The sequence below is a fragment of the Ectobacillus panaciterrae DSM 19096 genome (assembly GCF_000430785.1).
GTDB classification, from domain to species: Bacteria; Bacillota; Bacilli; order Bacillales; family Bacillaceae_G; genus Ectobacillus; species Ectobacillus panaciterrae.
Window position 1 is genome coordinate 72,475 of sequence record NZ_AUMR01000003.1, and the last position, 23,981, is coordinate 96,455.

23 protein-coding genes and 1 other annotated feature are annotated in these 23,981 nt (G+C 43.2%); all 23 genes read left to right on the forward strand.

The features are described from left to right. Positions 1 to 13: 13 nt before the first annotated feature. The 23 genes from H540_RS0100445 to ileS all read left to right on the forward strand — a co-directional run bounded on the left by H540_RS0100445 (position 14) and on the right by ileS (position 23,695). Positions 14 to 1,930 (forward strand): stage V sporulation protein D, encoded by a 1,917-nt coding sequence (locus H540_RS0100445; RefSeq protein ID WP_028398913.1) that lies wholly within the window; start codon positions 14 to 16, stop codon positions 1,928 to 1,930. A 63-nt stretch (positions 1,931 to 1,993) separates the two neighbouring features. After that, a complete protein-coding gene (locus H540_RS0100450; protein ID WP_028398914.1) occupies positions 1,994 to 3,472 on the forward strand; it encodes a UDP-N-acetylmuramoyl-L-alanyl-D-glutamate--2,6-diaminopimelate ligase in 1,479 nt (492 codons plus the stop codon). 17 nt (positions 3,473 to 3,489) lie between these two features. Next, on the forward strand, positions 3,490 to 4,464 hold the full coding sequence (gene mraY / locus H540_RS0100455) for a phospho-N-acetylmuramoyl-pentapeptide-transferase (protein ID WP_028398915.1): 975 nt from the start codon (positions 3,490 to 3,492) through the stop codon (positions 4,462 to 4,464). After that, positions 4,465 to 5,814: a UDP-N-acetylmuramoyl-L-alanine--D-glutamate ligase gene (gene murD / locus H540_RS0100460; RefSeq protein ID WP_028398916.1), complete on the forward strand. Its 1,350-nt coding sequence runs from the start codon at positions 4,465 to 4,467 to the stop codon at positions 5,812 to 5,814. It abuts the gene before it with no gap. 62 nt (positions 5,815 to 5,876) lie between these two features. Next, positions 5,877 to 6,974, forward strand: a complete 1,098-nt coding sequence (spoVE, locus tag H540_RS0100465; RefSeq protein ID WP_028398917.1) for a stage V sporulation protein E — start codon at positions 5,877 to 5,879, stop codon at positions 6,972 to 6,974. 391 nt (positions 6,975 to 7,365) lie between these two features. After that, positions 7,366 to 8,274, forward strand: coding sequence for a UDP-N-acetylmuramate dehydrogenase (gene murB / locus H540_RS0100470; RefSeq protein ID WP_028398918.1), 909 nt, complete (start codon positions 7,366 to 7,368; stop codon positions 8,272 to 8,274). A 94-nt stretch (positions 8,275 to 8,368) separates the two neighbouring features. Further along, positions 8,369 to 9,139, forward strand: a complete 771-nt coding sequence (locus H540_RS0100475) for a cell division protein FtsQ/DivIB (RefSeq protein ID WP_028398919.1) — start codon at positions 8,369 to 8,371, stop codon at positions 9,137 to 9,139. Beyond that, a complete protein-coding gene (locus tag H540_RS0100480; RefSeq protein WP_034670076.1) occupies positions 9,129 to 9,821 on the forward strand; it encodes a DUF881 domain-containing protein in 693 nt (230 codons plus the stop codon). The genes H540_RS0100475 and H540_RS0100480 overlap by 11 nt, the downstream gene beginning before the upstream one ends. A 21-nt stretch (positions 9,822 to 9,842) precedes the next feature. Further along, positions 9,843 to 10,553, forward strand: a complete 711-nt coding sequence (locus H540_RS0100485; RefSeq protein ID WP_028398921.1) for a DUF881 domain-containing protein — start codon at positions 9,843 to 9,845, stop codon at positions 10,551 to 10,553. Position 10,554: 1 nt separating this feature from the next. Further along, on the forward strand, positions 10,555 to 10,905 hold the full coding sequence (locus H540_RS0100490) for a small basic family protein (RefSeq protein ID WP_028398922.1): 351 nt from the start codon (positions 10,555 to 10,557) through the stop codon (positions 10,903 to 10,905). Positions 10,906 to 11,033: 128 nt separating this feature from the next. Then, entirely contained in the window at positions 11,034 to 12,311 is a 1,278-nt protein-coding gene (gene ftsA / locus H540_RS0100495; protein ID WP_028398923.1) for a cell division protein FtsA, read from the forward strand. 39 nt (positions 12,312 to 12,350) lie between these two features. Beyond that, positions 12,351 to 13,493 carry a cell division protein FtsZ gene (gene ftsZ, locus H540_RS0100500; protein WP_028398924.1) on the forward strand — a complete coding sequence of 381 codons (1,143 nt, stop codon included), beginning with the start codon at positions 12,351 to 12,353 and terminating at the stop codon, positions 13,491 to 13,493. Between the two features lie 368 nt (positions 13,494 to 13,861). After that, the gene (spoIIGA, locus tag H540_RS0100505; protein ID WP_028398925.1) at positions 13,862 to 14,770 is read left to right on the forward strand and encodes a sigma-E processing peptidase SpoIIGA; all 909 of its coding nucleotides are present in this window, start codon (positions 13,862 to 13,864) and stop codon (positions 14,768 to 14,770) included. Positions 14,771 to 14,795: 25 nt separating this feature from the next. Next, entirely contained in the window at positions 14,796 to 15,515 is a 720-nt protein-coding gene (gene sigE / locus H540_RS0100510; RefSeq protein ID WP_028398926.1) for an RNA polymerase sporulation sigma factor SigE, read from the forward strand. A 75-nt stretch (positions 15,516 to 15,590) separates the two neighbouring features. Beyond that, the gene (gene sigG / locus H540_RS0100515; protein ID WP_028398927.1) at positions 15,591 to 16,370 is read left to right on the forward strand and encodes an RNA polymerase sporulation sigma factor SigG; all 780 of its coding nucleotides are present in this window, start codon (positions 15,591 to 15,593) and stop codon (positions 16,368 to 16,370) included. Between the two features lie 262 nt (positions 16,371 to 16,632). Further along, complete coding sequence (locus tag H540_RS0100520) at positions 16,633 to 16,911, forward strand: YlmC/YmxH family sporulation protein (RefSeq protein WP_028398928.1); 279 nt, start codon at positions 16,633 to 16,635, stop codon at positions 16,909 to 16,911. Between the two features lie 103 nt (positions 16,912 to 17,014). Further along, positions 17,015 to 17,842, forward strand: a complete 828-nt coding sequence (gene pgeF / locus H540_RS0100525) for a peptidoglycan editing factor PgeF (RefSeq protein WP_034670079.1) — start codon at positions 17,015 to 17,017, stop codon at positions 17,840 to 17,842. Next, positions 17,826 to 18,500, forward strand: coding sequence for a YggS family pyridoxal phosphate-dependent enzyme (locus H540_RS0100530; protein WP_028398930.1), 675 nt, complete (start codon positions 17,826 to 17,828; stop codon positions 18,498 to 18,500). The genes pgeF and H540_RS0100530 overlap by 17 nt, the downstream gene beginning before the upstream one ends. 13 nt (positions 18,501 to 18,513) lie before the next feature. Next, positions 18,514 to 18,966, forward strand: a complete 453-nt coding sequence (locus tag H540_RS0100535; RefSeq protein WP_028398931.1) for a cell division protein SepF — start codon at positions 18,514 to 18,516, stop codon at positions 18,964 to 18,966. Between the two features lie 6 nt (positions 18,967 to 18,972). Continuing rightward, complete coding sequence (locus tag H540_RS0100540) at positions 18,973 to 19,236, forward strand: YggT family protein (RefSeq protein WP_028398932.1); 264 nt, start codon at positions 18,973 to 18,975, stop codon at positions 19,234 to 19,236. An 11-nt stretch (positions 19,237 to 19,247) separates the two neighbouring features. After that, positions 19,248 to 20,021 (forward strand): YlmH family RNA-binding protein, encoded by a 774-nt coding sequence (locus H540_RS0100545; RefSeq protein WP_028398933.1) that lies wholly within the window; start codon positions 19,248 to 19,250, stop codon positions 20,019 to 20,021. Positions 20,022 to 20,110: 89 nt separating this feature from the next. Further along, positions 20,111 to 20,614 carry a DivIVA domain-containing protein gene (locus tag H540_RS0100550; protein WP_028398934.1) on the forward strand — a complete coding sequence of 168 codons (504 nt, stop codon included), beginning with the start codon at positions 20,111 to 20,113 and terminating at the stop codon, positions 20,612 to 20,614. Positions 20,615 to 20,665: 51 nt separating this feature from the next. Next, positions 20,666 to 20,874: a binding site (T-box leader), on the forward strand. A gap of 55 nt (positions 20,875 to 20,929) precedes the next feature. Beyond that, entirely contained in the window at positions 20,930 to 23,695 is a 2,766-nt protein-coding gene (ileS, locus tag H540_RS0100555; RefSeq protein ID WP_028398935.1) for an isoleucine--tRNA ligase, read from the forward strand. Positions 23,696 to 23,981: the final 286 nt, after the last annotated feature.

A 23,981-nucleotide genomic window follows, 5' to 3' on the forward strand; every position in this document is an offset into this window, starting at 1 on the left:
GGGAGGTTCTTTTATGCGCGTATCAAACGTGACAGTTCGAAAACGACTTATATTTGTGTTAGTATGCGGATTGCTCATCTTTACCATCATAGATGTACGACTCGGATATGTGCAATTTGCTCTTGGCAATTTGCTGACTGACCGCGCCAAGGATTCATGGAGCCGAAATATACCGTTTCAGCCCGAGCGCGGAAAGATTTTAGATCGAAACGGCGTGGAGCTTGCGACGAACAAAAGCGCTCCTTCTGTACTTGTAGTTCCGCGCCAAATTGAGAACCCTGCTGAGACGGCGAAGAAGCTTGCAGCTGTGCTTGGTGTGCCACAAGAAGCAATTTATAAGCATGTGACGAAGAAAGCGAATTTAGAATGGGTAAAACCTGAAGGGCGAAAAATTTCACATGACAAGGCAAAGGAAATCCGGGCTCTTGGGTTAAAAGGCGTTTATATTGCAGAGGATTCCATCCGTTATTACCCGTTTGGAAACTACTTGTCGCATGTGCTTGGGTTTGCCGGCATTGACAATCAAGGCTTAATGGGACTTGAACTGTCGTATGATAAGGAATTGACCGGCGACAAAGGATACGTAAGATTTTATGCGGATGCCAAAGGAAAGCGGATGCCGAATATCGGTGACGACTATCAAGCGCCGCAAAGCGGATTGGATTTGGGATTGACCATTGATTCCCGTATTCAAACCATTATGGAACGGGAACTGGACGTTGCACAGGCTACTTATAACCCTGATGGTATGATTGCAATTGCCATGAATCCGAATAACGGTGAAATTTTGGCGATGTCAAGCCGTCCGAATTTTGATCCATCCAATTATAAAAATGTGGCGCCGGAAGTTTACAATCGAAATTTGCCGGTTTGGAGTACATACGAGCCGGGTTCCACTTTTAAAATTATTACTCTTGCTGCCGCATTAAATGAAAATTTGGTAGACTTAAATAAAGACACGTTTAACGACGATGGCGCTGCTGAAGTGGCGGGTGCTACGCTTCGCTGCTGGAAGAGGGGCGGTCACGGTCATCAAACGTTTTTAGAGGTTGTCCAAAATTCCTGCAACCCTGGTTTTGTCGAGCTTGGAGAACGCCTTGGAAAAGAAAAGCTGTTTCAATACATTCATGACTTTGGGTTCGGACAAAAAACAGGTATTGACCTGCAAGGGGAAGGAAAAGGAATTTTATTTGATTTAAAGCGTGTCGGCCCTGTAGAGCAAGCGACTACAGCGTTCGGTCAGGGGGTATCTGTAACACCTATTCAGCAGGTAGCGGCGGTAGCGGCGGCTGTGAATGGGGGCACTTTATACCAGCCTTATATTGCCAAAGAGTTTATTGATCCGAAAACAAAGCAAGTGGTAAGCCGTAAAACTCCTGTTGCAAAACGAACCGTTATTTCCGAGGAAACTTCTAAGCAAGTACGGACTGCTCTTGAAAACGTAGTTGCAAAAGGTTCCGGTAAAGGAGCCTACATTGATGGATATCGGGTTGGCGGTAAAACAGGAACGGCACAAAAGGTAAAAGACGGCAGATACATGGAAGGAAACTACATCGTATCCTTTATTGGCTTTGCGCCGGTAGACGATCCGCAAATTGTTGTCTATGTAGCTGTAGATAATCCAAAAGGAACAGTTCAATTCGGGGGTGTTGTAGCTGCGCCGATTGTGGGAAACATGATGCGCGACATGTTGCCGACACTAGGGGTAGAACCGCGTAAAGGCGGTCTTGATAAAGAGCTGACATGGCTTGACACACCGACGATTGAGGTTCCGAATTTAATTGGGATGAAAAAGAGCGAATTGCAGGAGCAGCTTATCGATTTAAAACTTGAGGTGAGCGGCAGCGGAGACAAAGTGATTGATCAGTCCCCGGAGTCGGGCGTGAAAGTCAAGCAAGGCTCTAAGGTTCGTATCTATTTAGGTAACTAGCGCGAGTATGATAACATTTCGTTTACGATAAACTAAATTAAAAAGCAGAGAGGATATAGCAAAATGAAGTTGCATACACTTTTATCATGCTTGCATGATTTTCCAATCGTTCCAGAAGACAATCCAGAGATTATATCCATAGAAATGGATTCCCGTCAGGTGAAAGAAGGAAGCTTATTTGTGTGCATCAGCGGATTTACAGTAGATGGTCATGATTTTATTCAGCAAGCAGCCGCCCAAGGAGCGGCTGCTATTGTGGCGGAACGGCCTGTTCAAGCTGATATTCCGGTTGTGCTTGTAAACGATACATCACGTGCACTGGCAGCACTTGCTGATTATTTTTACGATCAGCCGACACATAAGCTCCACCTTATCGGTGTCACAGGAACGAACGGAAAAACAACAACATCTCATATTATCAATGAGATGCTGCGTGAGCATGGTCATAAGACAGGATTGATCGGAACCATTAATATGAAAATCGGCGATGAGACATTTGAAGTGAAAAACACGACGCCGGATGCGCTCACGCTGCAAAAAACGTTCCATCAAATGATTGAAAGAGACGTAACAGCCACAGTGATGGAAGTGTCGTCTCATGCGCTTCATTTAGGGCGGGTGCACGGTTGTGAATATGATGTAGCGGTATTTACAAATTTAACGCAAGATCATCTGGATTATCATAGGACAATGGAAGAGTATAAGCATGCGAAGGGCTTGCTGTTTGCGCAGCTTGGGAACAGCTATCATCACAATCGCATGAAATATGCGGTGCTTAATAATGATGACCTGGTTTCCGAAGATTTTAAAATTGCTACGCAAGCAACAGTCATTACATATGGTATCGATACGAAAAGCGATATTATGGCAACAGATATTGAAATGACGAGCGCAGGCACATCATTTACGCTTGTGACGCCTCAAGATACTGTAAAGGTCACTATGAAGCTGATTGGCAAGTTTAATGTATATAATATTTTGGCAGCAACAGCAGCTTGTCTTGTATCGAATGTGCCGCTTTCCGCTATTGTTCATGTTATCCAAACGATGCCGGGCGTATCAGGCCGCTTTGAGGTTGTTGATGCGGGGCAGGCGTTTGCGGTCATTGTTGATTATTCTCATACACCGGACAGCTTAGAAAATGCATTGCAAACTATTGCTCAATTTGCAAAAGGAAAAACGTATTGCATAGTCGGATGCGGCGGAGATCGAGATCGGACGAAAAGGCCGTTGATGGCGCAAATTGCTGTACAGTATGCAGACAGTGCTATCTTTACGTCTGATAATCCTCGAAGCGAAAATCCGGAAGCAATTTTGCAAGATATGACTGCCGGAGTAACGGAAGGGCAGTATGAGGTCATTGTTGATCGCAAGCAAGCTATTGAGCATGCAGTTGCCCAAGCAAGCGATGAGGATGTTATACTGATTGCCGGAAAAGGGCATGAAACGTATCAAATTATCGGTATGGAAGTGTTAGATTTTGATGACCGGTTAGTTGCAAAAGCAGCAATAGAGAAACGTTCAGGCGGAACGCGCAACTAGAGGAAGGGGGATTATGTATGCTTGAACAGGGATTATTTATTACAATTGGAGTAGCCTTTTTAATTGCAGTTGCATTGTCTCCTGTTTTTATCCCGTTTCTACGGCGATTAAAGTTTGGACAAAGCATTCGTGAAGAAGGGCCGAAATCCCACCAAAAGAAGACGGGAACACCTACCATGGGGGGGATCGTAATTTTTATCTCCCTTATAATTACTACGGTACTAATGGTAGCGAAGTTTGGAAAGTTGAATACAGAAACATATCTTCTGTTATTTGTCACATTTGGATACGGACTGATTGGATTTTTGGATGACTTTATTAAGGTTGTTATGAAAAGGAATCTTGGTCTTACATCAAAGCAGAAGCTTGTTGGGCAAATTGCAATTGCAATTGTATTTTTTGTATTTTATAAAAAATATGGTTTCGCTACAGATCTTACAATACCTGGAACAGATATTAGCTTTGAACTGAGTTGGGGTTACTTCTTGCTCATTTTGTTCTTGCTTGTAGGATCGTCTAATGCAGTAAATTTAACAGACGGCTTAGATGGTTTGCTTGCTGGAACCGCAGCGGTTGCATTCGGTGCATACGCAATTCTGGCATTCAACCTTAATCAATATGAAGTGGCTATCTTCTGTATGGCAGTAGTAGGAGCCGTGCTTGGCTTTTTGGTATTTAACGCTCATCCTGCAAAAGTGTTCATGGGAGACACAGGTTCTCTTGCGCTTGGCGGGGCGCTTGCGGCGGTTGCGATCTTAACAAAGCTGGAGCTGCTTCTGGCTGTTGTCGGCGGCGTGTTTGCCATTGAGACTCTTTCTGTAATCATTCAGGTTATTTCATTTAAGACAACAGGGAAACGCGTATTTAAGATGAGTCCGCTGCATCACCATTATGAACTCAGCGGCTGGTCGGAATGGCGAGTTGTCGTCACGTTTTGGTTTGTAGGGCTTTTATTTGCGATGTTAGGAATTTATATCGAGGTGTGGATCTAATTGAAAAAGGTAAGCGATTATAACGGTAAAAACGTACTTGTATTAGGGATGGCAAAAAGCGGCTATGCGGCAGCTATGTTGCTCAAAAAGCTTGGAGCAAATGTAACGGTAAACGATAAAAAACCGCTGGAAGAAAATCCATTGGCACAAAGTTTGAACGAGCAAGGCGTTCATGTCGTATGCGGTCATCATCCGTATTCACTGCTTGACGGTACAGAGCTCATTGTGAAAAATCCAGGAATTCCATATTCAAATCCATTGCTAGAAGAGGCACGGAAACAAGGAATTTCCATCATTACAGAGGTAGAGCTCGCGTATCGTATTTCAGAAGCTCCATTTGTCGGTATTACAGGGTCGAATGGTAAAACAACAACGACAACATTGGTATTTGAAATGCTGCAGGAAGGAAAGAAGCATCCTGTCATTGCGGGGAATATTGGTACAGTTGCTTGTGAGGTGGCTCAGGAGGCGAAGCCTGATGAGATTGTTGTGACAGAATTGTCCTCTTTTCAGCTGATGGGCATTGAAACATTTCAGCCTCAAATTGCTGTATTATTGAATTTGTTTGAAGCTCACTTGGATTATCACGGCACAAAAGAAGAGTACGGGCGTGCGAAAGCAAACATTTTTAAAAATCAAACGGCGTCTGATTATAGCGTAATTAATGCGGATGATAGTGATGTAATGGATTTGTCCAAACTCAGCAGCGGACAAAAAATATATTTTTCCACGACGAAGCTTATAGAGGATGGAGCATGCATCCAAAATGATTCTCTTTATTTCCGCGGGGAAAAAGTAGCGGACGTTGCTGATATTGCTCTTCCCGGCAAACATAACCTTGAAAATATTTTAGCAGCTATGAGCGTTGCAAAGCTTGCTGGCGTGTCAAATGAGGCAATCATTCACGTATTAAAAACTTTTACAGGCGTAAAGCATCGTCTGCAATATATTACAACTATACAAAATCGAAAATTTTATAACGATTCAAAAGCAACAAATATTTTGGCGACGCAAAAAGCATTATCAGCATTCACACAGCCGGTTGTTTTGCTTGCAGGCGGATTGGACCGCGGAAATGAATTTGATGAATTGCTCCCCTATCTACATCATGTAAAAGCGCTAGTTACATTTGGACAAACTGCTCCAAAGCTTATGAGAACAGCGAAAGAAGCAGGAATGAAAGAAGTAAAACGTGTCGATAATGTGGAACAAGCAGTGCAGGAAGCGTATGCTCTGTCTCAGGAAGGAGATGTTATCCTTCTGTCGCCGGCTTGTGCAAGCTGGGATCAATTTAAGACTTTTGAAGACAGAGGAGACATGTTCATACAAGCCGTGCATAAGCTAGTATAAATGATGTTATAAGCCGATTGGTCTCCAAAGCGGATAAGACATTGCTTGTGAGGTGTTTTGTATTGCCAACAAAAAAAGCTCCTGATTTTATTATCGTGACGGTTACGCTGCTTCTTTTGGCTGTCGGCATGATCATGGTGTACAGCGCCAGTGCGGTGTGGGCATCCTATAAGTTTGAAGACTCCTTCTTTTTCGCCAAACGCCAGCTGTTATTTGCCGGTCTCGGTGTAGTAGCGATGTTTCTTATTATGAACATCGATTACTGGGTGTGGCGGAAGTATTCAAAAGTTATCCTCCTTATTTGTTTCGTATTGCTGATTCTCGTATTAGTTCCTGGAATCGGAATGGTGAGAGGGGGAGCGCGAAGTTGGATTGGGATTGGAGCCTTCTCTATACAGCCCTCTGAGTTTATGAAGTTTGCCATGATTGTGTTTCTAGCTAAATTTCTGTCCGAAAGGCAGAAGGTTATTACTACTTTTAAGTATGGTTTGGCGCCATCCTTAGGTATTGTATTTTTAGCGTTCGGCATGATTATGCTGCAGCCCGATTTAGGAACAGGCACAGTAATGGTGGGGACATGCGTAGTCATGATTTTTGTGGCCGGCGCGAGAATTATGCATTTTGCCATATTAGGCATGCTGGCAGCGGCAGGTTTTGTTGGATTGATTTTATCAGCACCATATCGAATGAAACGGATTACGTCTTATTTAGATCCGTGGTCAGATCCCCTTGGAAGCGGTTTTCAAATTATTCAATCGCTGTATGCCATCGGTCCCGGAGGACTGTTCGGCCTCGGTCTTGGACAAAGTAGACAAAAGTTCTTTTATTTGCCTGAGCCGCAAACAGATTTCATTTTTGCCATTCTTTCTGAAGAACTAGGTTTTATCGGCGGATCGTTTGTGTTATTATTGTTTAGTCTGTTGTTGTGGAGGGGCATCCGAGTTGCGCTTGGCGCACCGGATTTATACGGGACATTTTTAGCAGTCGGTATTGTGGCAATGATTGCAATTCAAGTTATGATTAATATTGGAGTAGTAACGGGTCTAATGCCGGTTACCGGTATTACGCTGCCGTTTTTAAGCTACGGCGGTTCAAGCTTGACTCTCATGCTGATGGCGGTAGGTGTATTGTTAAATATAAGCCGGCATTCACGCTACTAAACCCTGTTCGTGCAACAGGGTTTTTCCTATGGTGCATGAATTTGCATTTTTGATGCTTTTAGCGCCATGTTTTTTGAAAAAAGAAAACTAGTATGGTTGACAAGTGCTCAGGAAACCGAGTATCTTAATTCCGAGTCCTTAAGATAATTCGTCAGAGAATCTATTTTAAAAATAGAAAATGAGTGTTTTACAATGATGGAGAAATCTGCGGATAAAAATCATGAAACGTTTTTGCATTATGACAATTAAGCTTAAAAGAAGAGCTTTTACCAAGTTAGGGATTCCTGATAAGCAGCAAGATGATATAGAAGATAGACCTTGCCAGATATAACGTTAGGTGAATGCCCTGCATACTACTATAGTACGGAGAATTCATATGGGGGAGATCATCATGGAACAATTAGCAAAAGAACTTGCGGAGGCCAATGTAGGAAAGGTGCTTATTAAAGAGCCGTTAGCACGGCATACAACGATGAAAATCGGCGGTCCAGCTGATATTATGGTTATTCCAAATAACGCAGAAGCTGTCCAAAACACTTTAAGGCTTGTCAAAAAACATGGCACAAAATGGACAGCAATCGGCCGCGGCTCCAATCTTCTTGTTTCTGATAAAGGAATTGAGGGGGTTGTGATTAAGCTTGGAGAAGGACTGGACCATTTAGAAGCAGAAGGAACGCGAGTACGAGTTGAAGGTGGATATCCTCTTATCAAATTGGCAACATTGCTGAGCCGTCAAGGTCTGGCAGGTTTAGAGTTTGCAGGCGGTATCCCAGGCAGTGTCGGCGGCGCGGTATACATGAATGCTGGTGCCCATAAATCCGACATGTCTGAAGTCGTTACGCGTGCCCTTGTGATGTTTGAGGACGGAGAAATAGAGTGGCTCACAAAGGAAGAACTCGAATTTTCATACAGAACGTCAGTGCTTCAGACTAAACGCCCAGGCATTGTCCTAGAAGCGGAATTGCAGCTCAAAGAAGGAGAGCGCGAGCAAGTGTTTGCGCTCATACAAAAAAATAAAGATTATCGCCGTGAAACGCAGCCGTGGAACCATCCTTGTGCAGGAAGCATCTTCCGAAATCCGCTTCCAAACTATGCAGGCAATCTTGTAGAACGGGCCGGACTTAGAGGGTATCAAATCGGCGGCGCGCAAATATCGCCTATGCACGGGAATTTTATTGTAAATACAGGGACAGCTACAGCACAAGATGTATTAGATTTAATTGCATTCATCCAAAAGACGGTTCAAGAACAATTCGGAGTGGAAATGCATACAGAGGTAGAAATCATTGGAAGACAATAGTTGTCTGCTTCACATTACCAAATATATGCTATAATAAAGGAAAAGAACGGCATGTGCATTCATGCCGTTCTTTATGTTACGGGAGGCTTAAAAAATGAAGGACGGAAAGATCATTCAGCTTGAGGACCGCGTCCCGAAGCTGAAAAAAGCAAAAAGAAAAAAGAGCAACCGAAGACTGATTTTATATGTATCTATCCTATTCTTATTGGTTCTTTTTTTAATTTATTTTCGGTCTCCGCTCAGTAACATTGCGGATATTTCTGTTCAAGGCAACCATTATATGAGCAAGAAGGAAGTCTTGAAAGTGTCCGGCATTACATATGAAACTAGTTATTTTCGCGTGATACCCGAGCAAGCGCAAGAAAAGCTGGAAAAGCAAAATGAAGTGAAAAAGGCAACTGTTAAAAAACTATTTCCTAATAAAATCATGATTACTATTGAAGAATATAAAACAACGGGATATATAAATAAGGAAGAAAAGCTGTACCCGCTTCTGGAAAACGGGAAAATACTCCCGGCCTTGCCAAGCAATGCGCTTCCGATTGCAGCGCCGCTATTGCTTCAGTTTGAGAAAGAAGACGCGATTCGGGAATTATCCGCTGAGCTGACGAAGCTGTCTCCCGGCATATTTCGTTCCATTTCTGAAATTCACTTTGATCCAAAACCGTCCGATCCGCTCCATTTCATAATGTATATGAACGAAGGTTATAAGGTGAGTGCCACGGTTCAGGATTTTGCGAAAAAAATGGATGCATATCCGCTCATTATAAAGCAAATTAAGCAGGGATCCCAAGCGATCATTCACTTAGAAGTGGGAGCTTATATTGAATACTTAGATGCAGGGGGAAAACCTCATGAAAATTAAAGGACATTACGCGCTGCTTTCCCTTGTTTGCCTCGTGCTGGGCTTTATGATCGCTTATTCGTATTCTGTAACAGCAAAAAAAGAACCGCATGAGCAGCGGAACAGAGAGTGGGACCGGCAGTATAAGCTGCGCTCTATGCTCATTGAGCAGGAAAAAACAAATGCAAAGCTGCAGACGAAAGTGGCAGCACTGCAAGAAAACGTTCGGAATGAGGAAAAAAACATCGCGAGCCAGCAGGAGAAACTGTCCGACACAGTGAAAGAAGTCGAAGATTTGCGCATGTATTTAGGAAAGGTGAAAGTAAAAGGGCCGGGAGTGGAAATAACCTTAGCGGACGCTGCGAAAGTTCCCACCGACAAAAATGTAAACAATTATCTTGTTCATGATGGACATATCCAAGCTGTATTAAATGAATTGTATGCAGCGGGAGCCAGCGCTGTTGCCATTAACGGCCAGCGGTTAACAAATCATTCCTTTGTAACATGTATAGGGCCGGTTGTAAATGTAAATGGGACAGAGCATCCGGCACCGTTTGTCATTACTGCCATAGGCAATGCGGATGTATTGACAAAAGCATTGAATATACGCAGCGGAGTCGTCGATCAGCTTATCAGGGATAACATTACTGTAAAGCTTCAAACGAAAACAGATATTGTACTAGAGCCGTATTATGAAAAGTAGATGTGAAAAAGGTGAAAAAGAGTGAACAAAAAAAAGTGGAGTTTTACGTTAATCTCTTTAATTATCGGCTTTATGCTTGCTGTTCAATACGAAACGATTCAGCATCCAAAAACAAAGGATACACGCGATGAATGGCAGCTTAAAGAAAGTTTGAAAACGGAACAAGAGCTGCAGGTTCAACTGATGAAGGAAACCAGAAAATATGAACAGCAGCTTGAAGGTTATAAAACAAAGCTTGAGGGAAGCAAAGAAGAAGCGCTTCAAAAGACACTACAGGACTTGAAAGAACAAGCGGGGCTTACAGATGTGACCGGAGAAGGAATTACACTTCAGCTAAAACCGCTCTTCGGTGAAGCGGGATTGGGAAAAGCTCCTGGCGCCGTCTCGCCTCAACTGCTTCAGCGTTTAGTTAACGAACTGAATACATACGGAGCAACAGCAATTCAAATTGCAAATGAACGAATTGTACCTACAACCGCGATTCGGGATGTGAACGGAAGACTTTCGGTGAATAACACGCCGTTGCCCTCTTTGCCAATCGAGATTCGCGTTATTGCAAAGGATGCGCAAAAGCTATACGATCGCATGAAAGTATCAACCTCTTTCGACCACTTTGCGATTGACAATATTGAATTGGTTATGTCAAAGCCGTCAGAAGATATACATATACAAAAATACGATCATTCCATTCGTACGAATAATATGCAAGCAGCAGAAAGTGAGGGGAAATAGCATGTGGCTTCCCATCTTAGCATTAATTATTGGAGTCGCTCTCGGTTTAAGCTCTGATTTAGCGATCCCGGAACAATATTCCAGCTATTTGTCCATCGCCATTCTTGCAGCGCTTGACACGCTGTTCGGAGGCGTGCGGGCTCATTTGCAAAATATGTATGATGAAGCCGTTTTTATTTCTGGTTTCTTTTTTAATATAATCCTAGCGGCAAGTTTAGCTTTTCTGGGAGTACATCTTGGTGTAGACTTATATTTAGCGGCAATATTCGCTTTTGGAGTGAGACTGTTCCAAAACATAGCTGTAATCCGCAGATTGGCTTTGGCGAAATGGATGGACACTAAACAAAAATAAGAAAAATATCCTTGCAAAAAAAGGGAAACGTATGGAAATGTTGAATATTTTTCTTATAAAAACAAAGCGACGATTGGTGTTCAATAGAGAGATTTTTATGATATAAATAAAAAAGGAGGTGCCAAGGTATGAACAGCAACGAAATGTATGTTAGTCTTGACATCGGTACATCCCATGTTAAAGTTATCATTGGCGAGATGGTCAACGAGACTTTAAACATCATTGGTGTTGGAAACGTAAAATCAAATGGCTTGAAAAAAGGCTCCATTGTTGACATAGATGAAACTGTACAATCTATTAAAAAAGCAATTGAACAAGCGGAACGTATGGTCGGTATGCATATTGAACGTATTGTGGTCGGAGTCGGAGCTAACCAAGTGCAGCTTCATCCTTGTCACGGAGTGGTCGCTGTCTCAAATGAAAATCGAGAAATTGGAAATGAGGATGTGCTGCGGGTATTAGAAGCTGCACAGGTTGTTTCCATTGCCCCAGAGCGGGAAATTATTGATGTAGTACCTCGGCAGTTTATTGTAGACGGCCTTGATGAAATTAATGATCCGCGCGGCATGATTGGAGTTCGCCTTGAAATGGAAGGAACTCTCGTTACCGGAGCGAAAACGCTTTTACATAATTTGCTTCGCTGCGTGGAGCGGGCAGGTCTTGAAATTATGGACATATGCTTGCAGCCGCTGGCAGCGGCAAGCCTTGCTCTTTCTAAAGATGAGAAGAGCATGGGGGTAGCACTCATTGATATTGGCGGTGGCTCTACCACGCTGTCTGTATTTCAAGAAGGAGAGCTGAAGGTTACAAGCATATTGCCTATCGGCGGCGATCATATCACAAAAGATATTGCGATAGGCTTTAAAACATCAACGGAAAATGCAGAGAAGCTCAAGCTTAAATATGGACATGCTTATTATGATACTGCTTCTGAGGAAGAAGTGTTTACGGTGTCCGGCATGGGGAATGAACAGAACGAACAATTTTCACAAGTGGAATTATCTGATATCATTGAAGCAAGATTAGAAGAAATTCTAATCTTTGTTCAACAGGAGCTGCGCCGTCTGGGCATTAAGCAGCTGCCAAACGGATACGTACTTACGGGCGGTGTTGCTTCTATGTCCGGAGTATTAGAATTGGCGCAAGAGGTGCTGCAAAACAGCGTCCGCATTGCGACTCCTGACTATATCGGTGTGCGTGAGCCGCAGTATACAATTGGTGTAGGACTGATTAAGAACGCTTATCAAAAAGCAAAACTAAGAGGAAAAGGGGTGCAGGAAAAGCAAGAGGTTTATGAACGCCGTATTCCTGCTCCTGTTTCACAGCCAACGGCAAAGCCGAAGCCTCGCGAAGAAGAGCGAATGATTTCAAAGATGAAGAAAGTCATCCGCTACTTGTGGGATTAAATATGCGAAAGAAAAATGAGGTTCTAGGAGGATTTTGACATGTTAGAGTTTGATACTACTCACGATCAATTAGCGAATATAAAAGTAATCGGCGTAGGCGGCGGAGGAAACAACGCTGTAAACCGAATGATTGAGCACGGTGTACAGGGTGTTGATTTTATTGCCGTAAATACAGATGCACAAGCTTTGAATCTATCGAAAGCTGAAACGAAAATGCAAATCGGCGGAAAGCTGACACGCGGACTCGGTGCAGGTGCCAACCCGGAAGTCGGAAAAAAGGCCGCTGAGGAAAGCAAAGAACAAATCCAAGAAGCACTTCGCGGCGCGGATATGGTGTTTGTAACAGCTGGAATGGGCGGCGGTACAGGTACTGGTGCAGCACCTGTTATTGCACAGGTGGCAAAAGAACTAGGCGCCTTGACGGTAGGCGTGGTAACTCGTCCATTTACGTTTGAAGGCCGTAAGCGTGCAAACCAGGCGCAATCTGGAATTGCCGCGTTCAAAGAAAATGTTGATACTTTAATTGTAATTCCAAATGACAGATTGCTAGAGATTGTAGATAAGAATACGCCGATGCTCGAGGCGTTCCGTGAAGCGGATAACGTATTGCGCCAAGGTGTACAAGGGATTTCTGACTTAATTGCTGTACCTGGTCTCATCAACCTTGACTTTGCCGATGTGAAGACAATTATGTCTAACAAAGGTTCAGCTCTAATGGGGATTGGGGTAGGAACAGGCGAAAACCGTGCTGCTGAAGCCTCTAAGCGTGCTATTTCCAGTCCGCTTCTTGAAACATCTATTGATGGTGCACAAGGCGTGCTCATGAATATTACGGGCGGAACAAACTTAAGCTTATATGAAGTGCAGGAAGCAGCTGATATCGTAGCTTCTGCGTCAGACTTGGAAGTAAATATGATTTTCGGTTCCGTAATTAACGAAAACTTAAAAGATGAAATTATCGTAACGGTTATCGCAACCGGATTTGATGACAGCATCACAGCACAGCCGCAAAAACCGCTCGTGCGCCCGGCAACAACTGCTCCGACACCAACACCAGCGCCTCAGCCGGTGCCGCAAGCGAAGCCGCGCGAAGTAAAGCGTGAAGAACCTGTCATCGAACGTAATCCGCAGGTTGAAGACATAGATATTCCTGCATTTTTGCGCAACCGCCGCAGACGATAAAAAAAGAAAGGCCCTCGGGTCTTTCTTTTTTTTATAAAGTAAAAAAGTATGAAATTCCGCAGCAATACTTTCCTGTGTTTACACCACTCGCAGTATACGATAAACAAAAGAATCAACCTGTATGTTTCGTTACAAACACAGGGAGGACGTCTAAAAGGGTTTGCTCGTTAACGCAGCTGGCGCACTATGTCCATCTAAAAAAGGACTGAGCACGGGCGTTTTCCTGTGCTCGTTTTTTCTGATGTGCACATGACACAATATCTCTTAATACAGCAAAATAACAAAGAAATTCACAACATGAATTGACAGACTTTACCATTGCTTGTGCATTATACTAGTTTCAACCGACACCAAAAAGAGGTGAGCGTTTGGTTGTATATGCCGATGTGATTTGGCTTTTGAATGTATGTATTGATTTTCTTCTGCTTTTGCTGACAGCGGTCATACTCAAACGAAAGGCAAAAAAATGGCGTCTTCTCGCAGGAGCGCTGCTTGGCTCTTCTATCGTCATTTTTACATTTACTCCTTTCGCCTATGCTATGACGCATCCAGTCACAAAAATTTTTTACTCTATTGCAATTGTGTATGCTGCATTTGGTTTTACTCGCGTGCGCACCTTTGTACAAACGCTTTTTATGTTTTATTTTGTAACGTTTATGGTTGGAGGAGGTCTGATTGGTCTTCATTTTTTTGTGCAGGCAAGTCCCTCTATAAGCGAAGCTGCTTCTGTAAAAACTGCTTCATTCGGAGACCCTGTCAGCTGGTTGTTTGTTTGTGTCGGATTTCCTGTTATCTACTATTTTTCCAAAAAGCGAATCGGAGATATAGAGATTACGAAAATTCGATACGAGCACATTGTGAAGGTTGAGCTGGTCATAGGCGATATGCAAGCAGAGCTGAGCGGGTTGATTGACAATGGAAACCAGCTGTATGATCCGCTTACGAAGACGCCCGTTATGATTGTCGAGGTGTCAGAGACGAAGAATTTGTTTCCAGAGTGGCTGCAGGAGCAAGCCAAGAAAGTTACTCATTTTCCGAATTTGGATGATGAAAACTCAGAATGGATGAAACGACTGCGCATCATACCTTACCGCGGCATCGGACAAAGCAATCAATTCCTATTGGCTGTGAAGCCGGATGCCGTTCGCATTCATAAAGACGGCGAGGTGCTTTCCGTTCATCATGTGCTCGTAGGATTAAGCCATACGAAGCTATCATCTGATAATGAGTATACATGCATCATTCATCCAAAGATGCTGTTATCAACGACTGCTTAAAACTTTGTTGATAGGGGGAAAACGCATGAGAAAGCTAAAGCTGCATTTAACGTATCTACTGTATAAAATATTATGGAAATTGGGAATTAAGACCGATGAAATTTATTATATCGGCGGGAGTGAAGCGCTGCCGCCGCCATTAACAAAAGATGAAGAAGAGCTGCTTTTGCGAAAGCTGCCAAAAGGAGACGAAGCAGCTCGCTCGCTTCTGATTGAGCGCAATCTGCGTCTTGTCGTCTACATAGCACGAAAATTTGAAAATACAGGTATTAATATTGAGGATTTAATCAGCATTGGTACAATTGGTCTCATTAAAGCTGTTAATACTTTTAATCCAGAGAAGAAAATTAAATTGGCGACATATGCATCGCGCTGTATCGAAAATGAGATTTTGATGCATTTGCGAAGAAATAATAAAAATCGTTCCGAGGTATCGTTTGATGAACCTCTGAATATTGATTGGGACGGCAATGAACTGCTTCTGTCCGATGTTTTGGGCACAGAGGATGATATCATTACAAAGGATTTGGAAGCAAACGTTAACAGACATTTATTGTTAAAAGCATTACATCAATTGAATGATCGGGAAAAGCAAATCATGGAACTGCGGTTCGGTCTTGACGGCAGTGAAGAAAAAACACAAAAGGATGTTGCGGATATGCTTGGCATTTCCCAATCCTATATTTCACGCTTAGAGAAGCGAATCATCAAGCGCCTTCGCAAAGAATTTAACAAAATGGTCTAACAAGGCTTGTGCATAAAATTCCCTCTGCAGGAGATACTTTACACTGTACAGCAACTCCCAGTAGGAGGGAAGACATTGACACGAAACAAGGTAGAAATTTGCGGCGTAGATACATCTAAACTTCCAGTACTGAAAAACGATGAAATGCGAAAGCTGTTTCAAGAGATGCAATCCGGTGAAACGAGCGCAAGGGAAAAGCTTGTAAACGGAAACTTGCGACTTGTACTAAGCGTCATCCAGCGGTTCAACAACAGAGGGGAGTTTGTTGACGATTTATTTCAAGTCGGCTGCATCGGCCTTATGAAATCTATTGATAATTTTGACCTGAGTCAAAATGTCAAATTTTCAACATATGCTGTACCGATGATTATCGGAGAAATTCGAAGATATTTACGTGACAATAATCCCATTCGCGTGTCCCGTTCGCTGCGGGATATCGCCTATAAGGCACTGCAAGTAAGAGAAAAGCTTATGGCGGAAAATTCTAAAGAACCGACAGCGATGGACATCGCCGAAGTGCTTGGCGTAACACATGAAGAAATTGTGTTTGCTTTGGATGCCATTCAAGATCCTGTATCCTTATTTGAACCTATCTATAACGATGGCGGCGACCCGATTTTTGTGATGGATCAGCTGAGTGATGATCGGCAGCGCGATGAACAATGGGTGGAAGAACTTGCTTTAAAAGAAGGAATGAAGCGGCTTAATGACCGTGAAAAAATGATTATCCGCAAGCGTTTCTTTCAAGGAAAAACACAAATGGAAGTTGCAGAAGAAATCGGCATCTCGCAAGCACAAGTATCCCGTCTTGAAAAATCTGCAATTAAACAAATGAACAAAACGATTCAAGGATAGGCAGCCTTACCTTTTACAGGTGAGGCTTTCTTATTGTCTAGCTCCGCCGGCTTCGCTTTTCGTGATGTCCAGCTCCGCCGGCTAGGCGCTGCCACCAGAGGTTCTCGCCCGCACAAAAGCAAAAAGCGCTTTTGAGGGGCGAGAACCTCTGGTTCTGCGCCTGAACGAGCCGGCTCCGCTTTTCGTGATGTCCAGCTCCGCTTTTCTTATTTCATAGGAAGAATATTTAAAACATATAATGGTTACAAAAGGAGAGGATGAGATGATTCGTATATCCGATTTTCAAATGAAGGATGTTGTGAATGTGTCTGACGGGAAAAAACTGGGTAATATCGGAGACATTGATATTGATGTGAATACAGGAAAAATTCAGGCGGTCATCATTGCTAAACAGGGGAAAATGCTTGGTTTGTTCGGAAAAGAAGAAGAGATTGTGATTCCGTGGCGGCAAATCGTAAAAATTGGAGAAGATGTGATTCTTGTTCGGGCACAAAATAATCAAATCTCACCGGAAAATACTCAAACTACGACATTTTCGTAAAAAATATTACAATTTCTTCTTTCTTTTATATTGTCATTATGGAAAAATAAAAGTATGGTAAAATAGACAAGAAGTACCATACTTTTTTGGGGTGAGCCGTTTTATGAAGAAAGAACCATTTCAGTACAAAGACGGTATCTTGTGTTTGACAGCTTGGGACACTGTAACGGCAGGATTTTCGACACGAGAAGGCGGTGTAAGCAAGCAGCACTACGCATCTTTGAATTTGGGATTGCATGTGAGAGATCAGCAAGAAGCTGTGCATGAAAATAGGCGTCTTCTTGCTGAACATCTTCATTTTCCATTACATACATGGATTTGCTCCGAGCAGATTCACGACAATATTGTTCAAAAGGTCGGAGTTTCTGAACAAGGAAAAGGCGTATACGCTTATGAAGACGGAGTGCCGGGGACGGATGGCATTTATACACAAGAGGAGAATATTTTATTAACATCCTGTTATGCGGATTGTGTTCCGCTTTACTTTTATGCTCCGTCCCGGCGGCTTATTGGCTTGGCGCATGCTGGATGGAAAGGCACCGTAAAAGGGATTGCTCTTGAAATGATTAAAAAGTGGGTGCATGGTGAGCATATTCCTCTTTCTGATATACAAGTTGCCATTGGACCAGCTATCGGAGCATGCTGCTACGTAGTGGATGACAGAGTCATAGACGCAGTAAAGGAAATAGTAAATAATCCTGTTCCATACCGTATGGTGTCAGAAGGTCAATATACCCTTGATTTAAAAGAGATAAACCGATTGCTATGCTTACAGGCAGGCGTGCAGGAGAAGCACATCTTTATGTCATCTCTTTGTACAAGCTGTGAGGAGCAATGGTTTTTCTCTCATAGACGCGACCGTGGAAACACTGGGCGTATGCTAAGCTTTATAGGTTTTAAGGAGGTTCCGAGCATTGACAGTTCAAGATAATCTTTCATCTGTGAAAATAGAAATCGAAAAGGCGTGCCGGACAGCAGGCCGTTCGCCTGAAGAAGTCACGCTTGTTGCAGTTACAAAAACAGTAGGAATCGAAAAAACAAAAGAGGTTCTCGAAGCTGGTGTACGGCATTTGGGAGAAAATCGGAATGAAGGGCTTTTACATAAGCACGAGGAAATCGGGCAAGAAGCAATCTGGCATTTTATCGGCTCACTGCAAACACGGAAAGTGAAAGAGGTCATAAATAAAATCGACTACCTTCATTCGCTTGACAGACTATCGCTGGCGGCGGAAATCCAAAAGCGTGCGGAAAAACCGATCCGATGCTTTGTACAAGTGAAAACATCAGAAGAGGAATCCAAGCATGGTCTTCATCCGGACGAAGTGCTAACTTTTATGGAAGAATTGGCTGTATATGATAAAATTCAAGTAATCGGGCTTATGACTATGGCTCCGTACACGGATGATACGAAAGAAATCCGCAAATGCTTCCAAACTTTAAAAGCAGTACAAAAAGAAGTGCAGGATCTGCATCTTACGAATGCTCCTTGCAGCGAATTGTCCATGGGCATGTCCAATGATTACTTCATCGCTGTAGAAGAAGGAGCGACTTATATTCGATTAGGAACGATATTAATAGGAGACAAGTAAGGAGGAGACATATATGAGTTGGTCAAAGGTAAAATATTTTTTCTTTGACACACCGGAAGAGCGACAAGAGCAGATGTCATATGAACAGGAAATGGAGAGAGAAGAAGAAATGGATGAAGAAATCCCGTTTACCAAGATGCCCCAAAAGCAAAACGTGGTCAGCATTGAAAAGGCAAAAAGCGGTGCAAAGGTTGTTCTTCTTGAGCCTCGCACCTATTCCGAAGCACAAGGTATCTCGGACCATTTGAAGAATCGTCGAGCAGTTGTGATTAACTTGCAGAGAATGCCGACAGACCAAGCGTTAAGAATCGTTGATTTCCTAAGCGGAACCGTATATGCGATTGGCGGAGATATTCAAAAACTTGGCGTCAAGACATTTATATGCACGCCAGAAAGTGTAGATATCGTCGGGGCAATATCTGAATTGCTCGGAGAAGAAGAACATTCTAATGTAAAGAGGTGGTAAAGCTTCATGGCGATTATTTCTTCAGTACTTTTCACCATCTTTGAGGTTTACTATTACGCATTAATTGTGTATATTTTGCTTTCATGGCTGCCGAGTGCGCGTGATTCAAGCTTTGGGCGTTTTTTAGCGCGTATTTGCGAACCATATTTGGAACCGTTTCGACGCATTATTCCTCCGCTCGGCATGATTGATATTTCGCCGATTGTTGCAATTTTGGTGCTTCGCTTCGCAAAAACTGGTTTGGCTCGGTTATTATACATGATATCTTAGGAGCTATAGGAATGAGTATTTACGATCATTTTCGACCAGAAGAAGCTGTTTTTGTAGACAAAGTAGCGGAATGGAAAGAAGGCGCCGAGTTTTATCATAAAACAAAGCTGACCGACTTTCTTGACCCGCGTGAACAGCAAATTATAACTTCTCTCATCGGCAGTCATTCCGACGTTTCTGTTCAATTTTATGGGGGCGCTTCTGGTACAGAGCGTAAACGAGCATTGATTTCTCCTTCTTATGTTGTTCCGGAAGAAGGAGATTTTCAAGTGGAGATTCTTCAGATTGAGTATGCTGCTAAGTTTTTTACCATTGAGCATAGACAAGTGCTTGGCGCGCTTATGTCGCTTGGATTGAAAAGGGAAAAATACGGTGATATTTTAGTCCAAGGAGAAACTGTCCATATCGCAGCAGCAAAAGAAGTCTCTGATTATATTATAATGAATTTGCAATCCATCGGCAGGGCAAAAGTATCTCTTACAACGATTCCAGCGCACCAAATTGCACATATACAAGAAGAATGGAGTGAAAAAACAGGAACTGTCTCTTCTCTTCGTCTTGACGTTTTAATAGCTGAAATGTTTCATGTATCCCGTCAAAAGGTGCAGCCGCTTATTAAAAACGGACTTGTGAAGGTGAATTGGAAGACGGTAGAGCAGCCCTCTTTCGAATGCTTTGCAGGCGATATATTCTCAGTAAGAGGGTACGGGCGCAGCAAACTTCTGTCTATTGACGGGAAATCAAAGCGCGATAAATGGAGAGTTATGTACGGCTTGTTAAAATAAGTCGGTTTTGAGAAGGGGATTTTCTGATTTTGTCGAAAAGAAGATATAACTAAAATGTAATTCTATACGACTACTTGGAGGTGGCGTTTGTGCCTTTAACACCATTGGATATTCATAATAAAGAATTTGGCCGCGGCTTTCGCGGATACGATGAAGATGAAGTAAATGAGTTTCTGGACCAAGTCATTAAAGATTACGAGCTTGTGATCCGCGAGAAAAAAACGCTGGAAGAAAAAGTAGCTGAGCTTGAGCAAAAGCTTAGTCATTTCTCAAGCATTGAAGCTACGCTGAACAAATCCATTGTGATTGCGCAGGAGGCTGCAGAAGAAGTGAAGCGCAATGCACAAAAAGAAGCGAAGCTTATTATTCGCGAGGCAGAAAAGAATGCTGACCGCATTATTAATGAAGCCCTTATGAAATCACGCAAAGTATCATTTGATATTGAAGAATTGAAAAAGCAGTCTAAGGTGTTCCGCAGCCGCTTCCGCATGCTTTTGGAAGCGCAGCTTGACATGCTGAGCAACGATGATTGGGACAAGCTTCTTGAACTGGAAGACGAAACAGAGTTCCTCAAGCAAGAAGAGACGCTGTAAACTTGACGTATTGCTAATAATTACATATAATTCAATAACAAATGCTTTTCGATAAAAACTAGGATAGGGACGAGTACTTCTTTCCCCCTTATATAGCGAATCGAGGACGGTGGAAGCTCGATATAAGGAAAAGGAGGAATATCACCCTGGAGTTCCACGCTGAAACAGAGTAAGTGCTGGCGTTCATTCACGTTACGAATATAAGGTGGACTATTATAGTCTATTAGGGTGGTACCGCGGGAGACCTTCTCGTCCCTTTTTGGGGATGAGTGGGTCTCTTTTTGTTTTTGTCGCAAAATTAGGAGGAATGATTGCATGGATTACAAAGATACGTTACTGATGCCAAAAACAGAGTTTCCGATGCGCGGCAATTTGCCGAAGCGTGAGCCGGACATTCAATCTAACTGGTCTAATATGGATATTTATGCAAAAGTGCAGGAGCGCACAAAGGATCGTCCGCTATTCGTGCTGCATGACGGCCCGCCGTATGCAAATGGCGATATTCATATGGGACATGCTTTAAACAAAGTATTAAAAGACTTTATTGTTCGTTATAAATCCATGAACGGCTTTTGTGCACCATATGTACCGGGCTGGGATACGCATGGTTTGCCAATCGAGCAGGCTTTAACAAATAAAGGTGTAAAGCGTAAGGAAATGACGGTGGCAGAGTTCCGCAAGTTGTGCGAAGAGTATGCTTATGAGCAAGTGGATCGTCAGCGCGAACAATTTATGCGCCTTGGCGTGCGCGGTGACTGGTACAATCCGTATATCACATTAAAACCGGAATACGAAGCGCAGCAAATCAAAGTGTTTGGCGATATGGCCAAAAAAGGCTATATTTACAAAGGTTTAAAGCCGGTATACTGGTCTCCGACGAGCGAGTCGGCACTCGCTGAAGCGGAAATTGAATATAAGGATAAAAAATCACCATCTATTTATGTAGCCTTTGATGTGAAAGATGGAAAAGGCGTATTGGAAGGCGATGAGAAATTCATCATCTGGACAACGACTCCTTGGACAATTCCAGCAAACTTGGGCATTTCTTTACATCCGGAGCTTGAGTACAGCGTAGTGAAAGCAAACGGCTCAAAATATATCATAGCTTCTGCTTTGCTTGAAGAGGTAACAAAAACGCTGGCATGGGAAAATCCAGAGGTTGTTAAAACGGTAAAAGGCATCGAGCTTGAATATGTAGTGGCGAAACATCCGATTTACGGTCGCGACTCTCTTGTGATGGTAGGCGAGCATGTTACAACAGATGCAGGTACGGGTTGCGTTCATACAGCTCCGGGTCACGGGGAAGATGACTTTCAAGTAAGTCAAAAGTACGGATTGGAAGTGCTTTGTCCAGTAGATGATAAAGGCTGTTTAACGAGCGAAGCGCCGGGTTTTGAAGGTCTATTTTATGATCAAGCAAATAAACCGATTACACAAAAGCTTGAAGAAGCAGGCGCATTATTAAAGCTTGCTTTCATTACACACTCTTATCCGCATGACTGGAGAACGAAAAAGCCGATTATCTTCCGCGCGACAGCGCAATGGTTTGCATCTATCGACTCCTTCCGAAAAGAGCTGATGCAGGCTGTGCAAGAAACAAAATGGGTGCCGGCGTGGGGCGAAACGCGTCTGTTCAACATGGTGCGCGACCGCGGCGACTGGTGTATTTCCCGTCAGCGTGCATGGGGTGTGCCGATTCCGGTATTCTATGCGGAAAACGGTGATCCGATTATTACTGATGAAACAATCGATCATGTAGCGGCGTTGTTCCGTGAGCACGGTTCGAATATTTGGTTCGAGCGCGAAGCAAAAGATTTATTGCCTGAAGGCTTCACGCATCCGTCCAGTCCGAATGGCGGATTTAGAAAAGAAACAGACATCATGGATGTTTGGTTTGATTCCGGCTCTTCTCATCAGGCAGTACTCGAGGAGCGCGACGATTTACAGCGTCCGGCAGATTTATATCTAGAAGGCTCTGACCAATACCGCGGCTGGTTCAACTCTTCCCTGTCTACAGCGGTTGCAGTAACAGGAAAAGCGCCATACAAAGGCGTACTGAGCCACGGCTTCGTATTGGACGGCGAAGGCCGCAAGATGAGCAAGTCGCTTGGCAATGTAGTAGTACCGAAAAAAATTCTGGACCAGCTTGGCGGAGACATCCTGCGTTTATGGGTTGCTTCAGTAGACTACCAAGCAGACGTGCGTATTTCTGACGATATCTTAAAACAAGTTGCGGAAGTATATCGTAAAATCCGCAACACATTCCGTTTCTTGCTGGGTAACCTGGACGGCTTCGACCCAAGCCGTCATGCATTGGCAACAAATGAATTGCGTGAAGTAGACCGTTATATGCTTGTAAAACTGAACGATTTAATCCGCAGAACAAAAGAAGCATATGACACATATGAATTTGCGGCTATCTATCATGCGGTTCATAACTTCTGTACGATTGATTTAAGTTCGTTCTATTTAGATTTTGCAAAAGACATTTTATACATCGAGGGAGCGGACAGCAGCGACCGCCGTGCAATCCAGACGGTTCTGTATAAAGTGCTTGTTTCTCTTACAAAGCTTGTTTCTCCGATTTTATCGCATACGGCAGATGAAGTATGGGCATACGTACCTGGCGTTACAGAGGAAAGCGTGCAGCTTACTGATATGCCAGAACTGGTAGAGGTAGCTGATGCAGATGCATTAAAAGAAAAATGGGATGCATTTATGCTCCTTCGCGACGATGTGCTGAAGGCATTAGAAACGGCGCGTAACGAAAAGGTAATCGGCAAATCTTTGAATGCAAGCATCACTCTTTATCCGACAAGCAGCTTGAAAGCATTGCTTGAATCCGTTACAGAGGACTTAAAGCAACTCTTCATCGTATCCGGTTTTGAACTTGCGGGTACAATGGAAGAAGCACCTGCAGATGCTCAAAAATATGAGCATACAGCTGTCCTCGTTAAACAGGCAGAAGGCAAAACTTGTGAACGCTGCTGGGTAGTATCCCCGACTGTAGGGCAAGACGCAGAGCATCCGACACTTTGCTTGCGCTGTGCCTCCGTGGTAAAAGAAAATTACGTGAAGTAATGAAGAAACGGCTGTCTATTCACAGGCAGCCGTTTTTTATTGTCTAACTCCGCCTCCTATATAAACGTGAATAAAAAAACGTTTTTTTATAGTGGGGAGAGATCATCTGGCGACGTGCAGAAGCGGTCAGACCTTTGTAGTGGTTCATGCAAGAGTAAACCAGAGAGAAGAAGCATATCATACTCCTTTTTCGTTACACATAGCACATGGAAATGTCGAAATTATAATTCACTCATATATAGATAGATGCTTCAACAGAGAACCGTCCGCCACAAAAGGAAAAAAG

Bases quoted from the DNA above. Each gene is read 5' to 3' on its own strand.
- H540_RS0100445 (WP_028398913.1), top strand. From the start codon at position 14: ATGCGCGTATCAAACGTGACAGTTCGAAAACGACTTATATTTGTGTTA.
- H540_RS0100450 (WP_028398914.1), top strand. From the start codon at position 1,994: ATGAAGTTGCATACACTTTTATCATGCTTGCATGATTTTCCAATCGTT.
- mraY (WP_028398915.1), top strand. From the start codon at position 3,490: ATGCTTGAACAGGGATTATTTATTACAATTGGAGTAGCCTTTTTAATT.
- murB (WP_028398918.1), top strand. From the start codon at position 7,366: ATGGAACAATTAGCAAAAGAACTTGCGGAGGCCAATGTAGGAAAGGTG.
- H540_RS0100475 (WP_028398919.1), top strand. From the start codon at position 8,369: ATGAAGGACGGAAAGATCATTCAGCTTGAGGACCGCGTCCCGAAGCTG.
- H540_RS0100480 (WP_034670076.1), top strand. From the start codon at position 9,129: ATGAAAATTAAAGGACATTACGCGCTGCTTTCCCTTGTTTGCCTCGTG.
- H540_RS0100490 (WP_028398922.1), top strand. From the start codon at position 10,555: ATGTGGCTTCCCATCTTAGCATTAATTATTGGAGTCGCTCTCGGTTTA.
- ftsA (WP_028398923.1), top strand. From the start codon at position 11,034: ATGAACAGCAACGAAATGTATGTTAGTCTTGACATCGGTACATCCCAT.
- ftsZ (WP_028398924.1), top strand. From the start codon at position 12,351: ATGTTAGAGTTTGATACTACTCACGATCAATTAGCGAATATAAAAGTA.
- sigE (WP_028398926.1), top strand. From the start codon at position 14,796: ATGAGAAAGCTAAAGCTGCATTTAACGTATCTACTGTATAAAATATTA.
- H540_RS0100520 (WP_028398928.1), top strand. From the start codon at position 16,633: ATGATTCGTATATCCGATTTTCAAATGAAGGATGTTGTGAATGTGTCT.
- pgeF (WP_034670079.1), top strand. From the start codon at position 17,015: ATGAAGAAAGAACCATTTCAGTACAAAGACGGTATCTTGTGTTTGACA.
- H540_RS0100535 (WP_028398931.1), top strand. From the start codon at position 18,514: ATGAGTTGGTCAAAGGTAAAATATTTTTTCTTTGACACACCGGAAGAG.
- H540_RS0100540 (WP_028398932.1), top strand. From the start codon at position 18,973: ATGGCGATTATTTCTTCAGTACTTTTCACCATCTTTGAGGTTTACTAT.
- H540_RS0100545 (WP_028398933.1), top strand. From the start codon at position 19,248: ATGAGTATTTACGATCATTTTCGACCAGAAGAAGCTGTTTTTGTAGAC.
- ileS (WP_028398935.1), top strand. From the start codon at position 20,930: ATGGATTACAAAGATACGTTACTGATGCCAAAAACAGAGTTTCCGATG.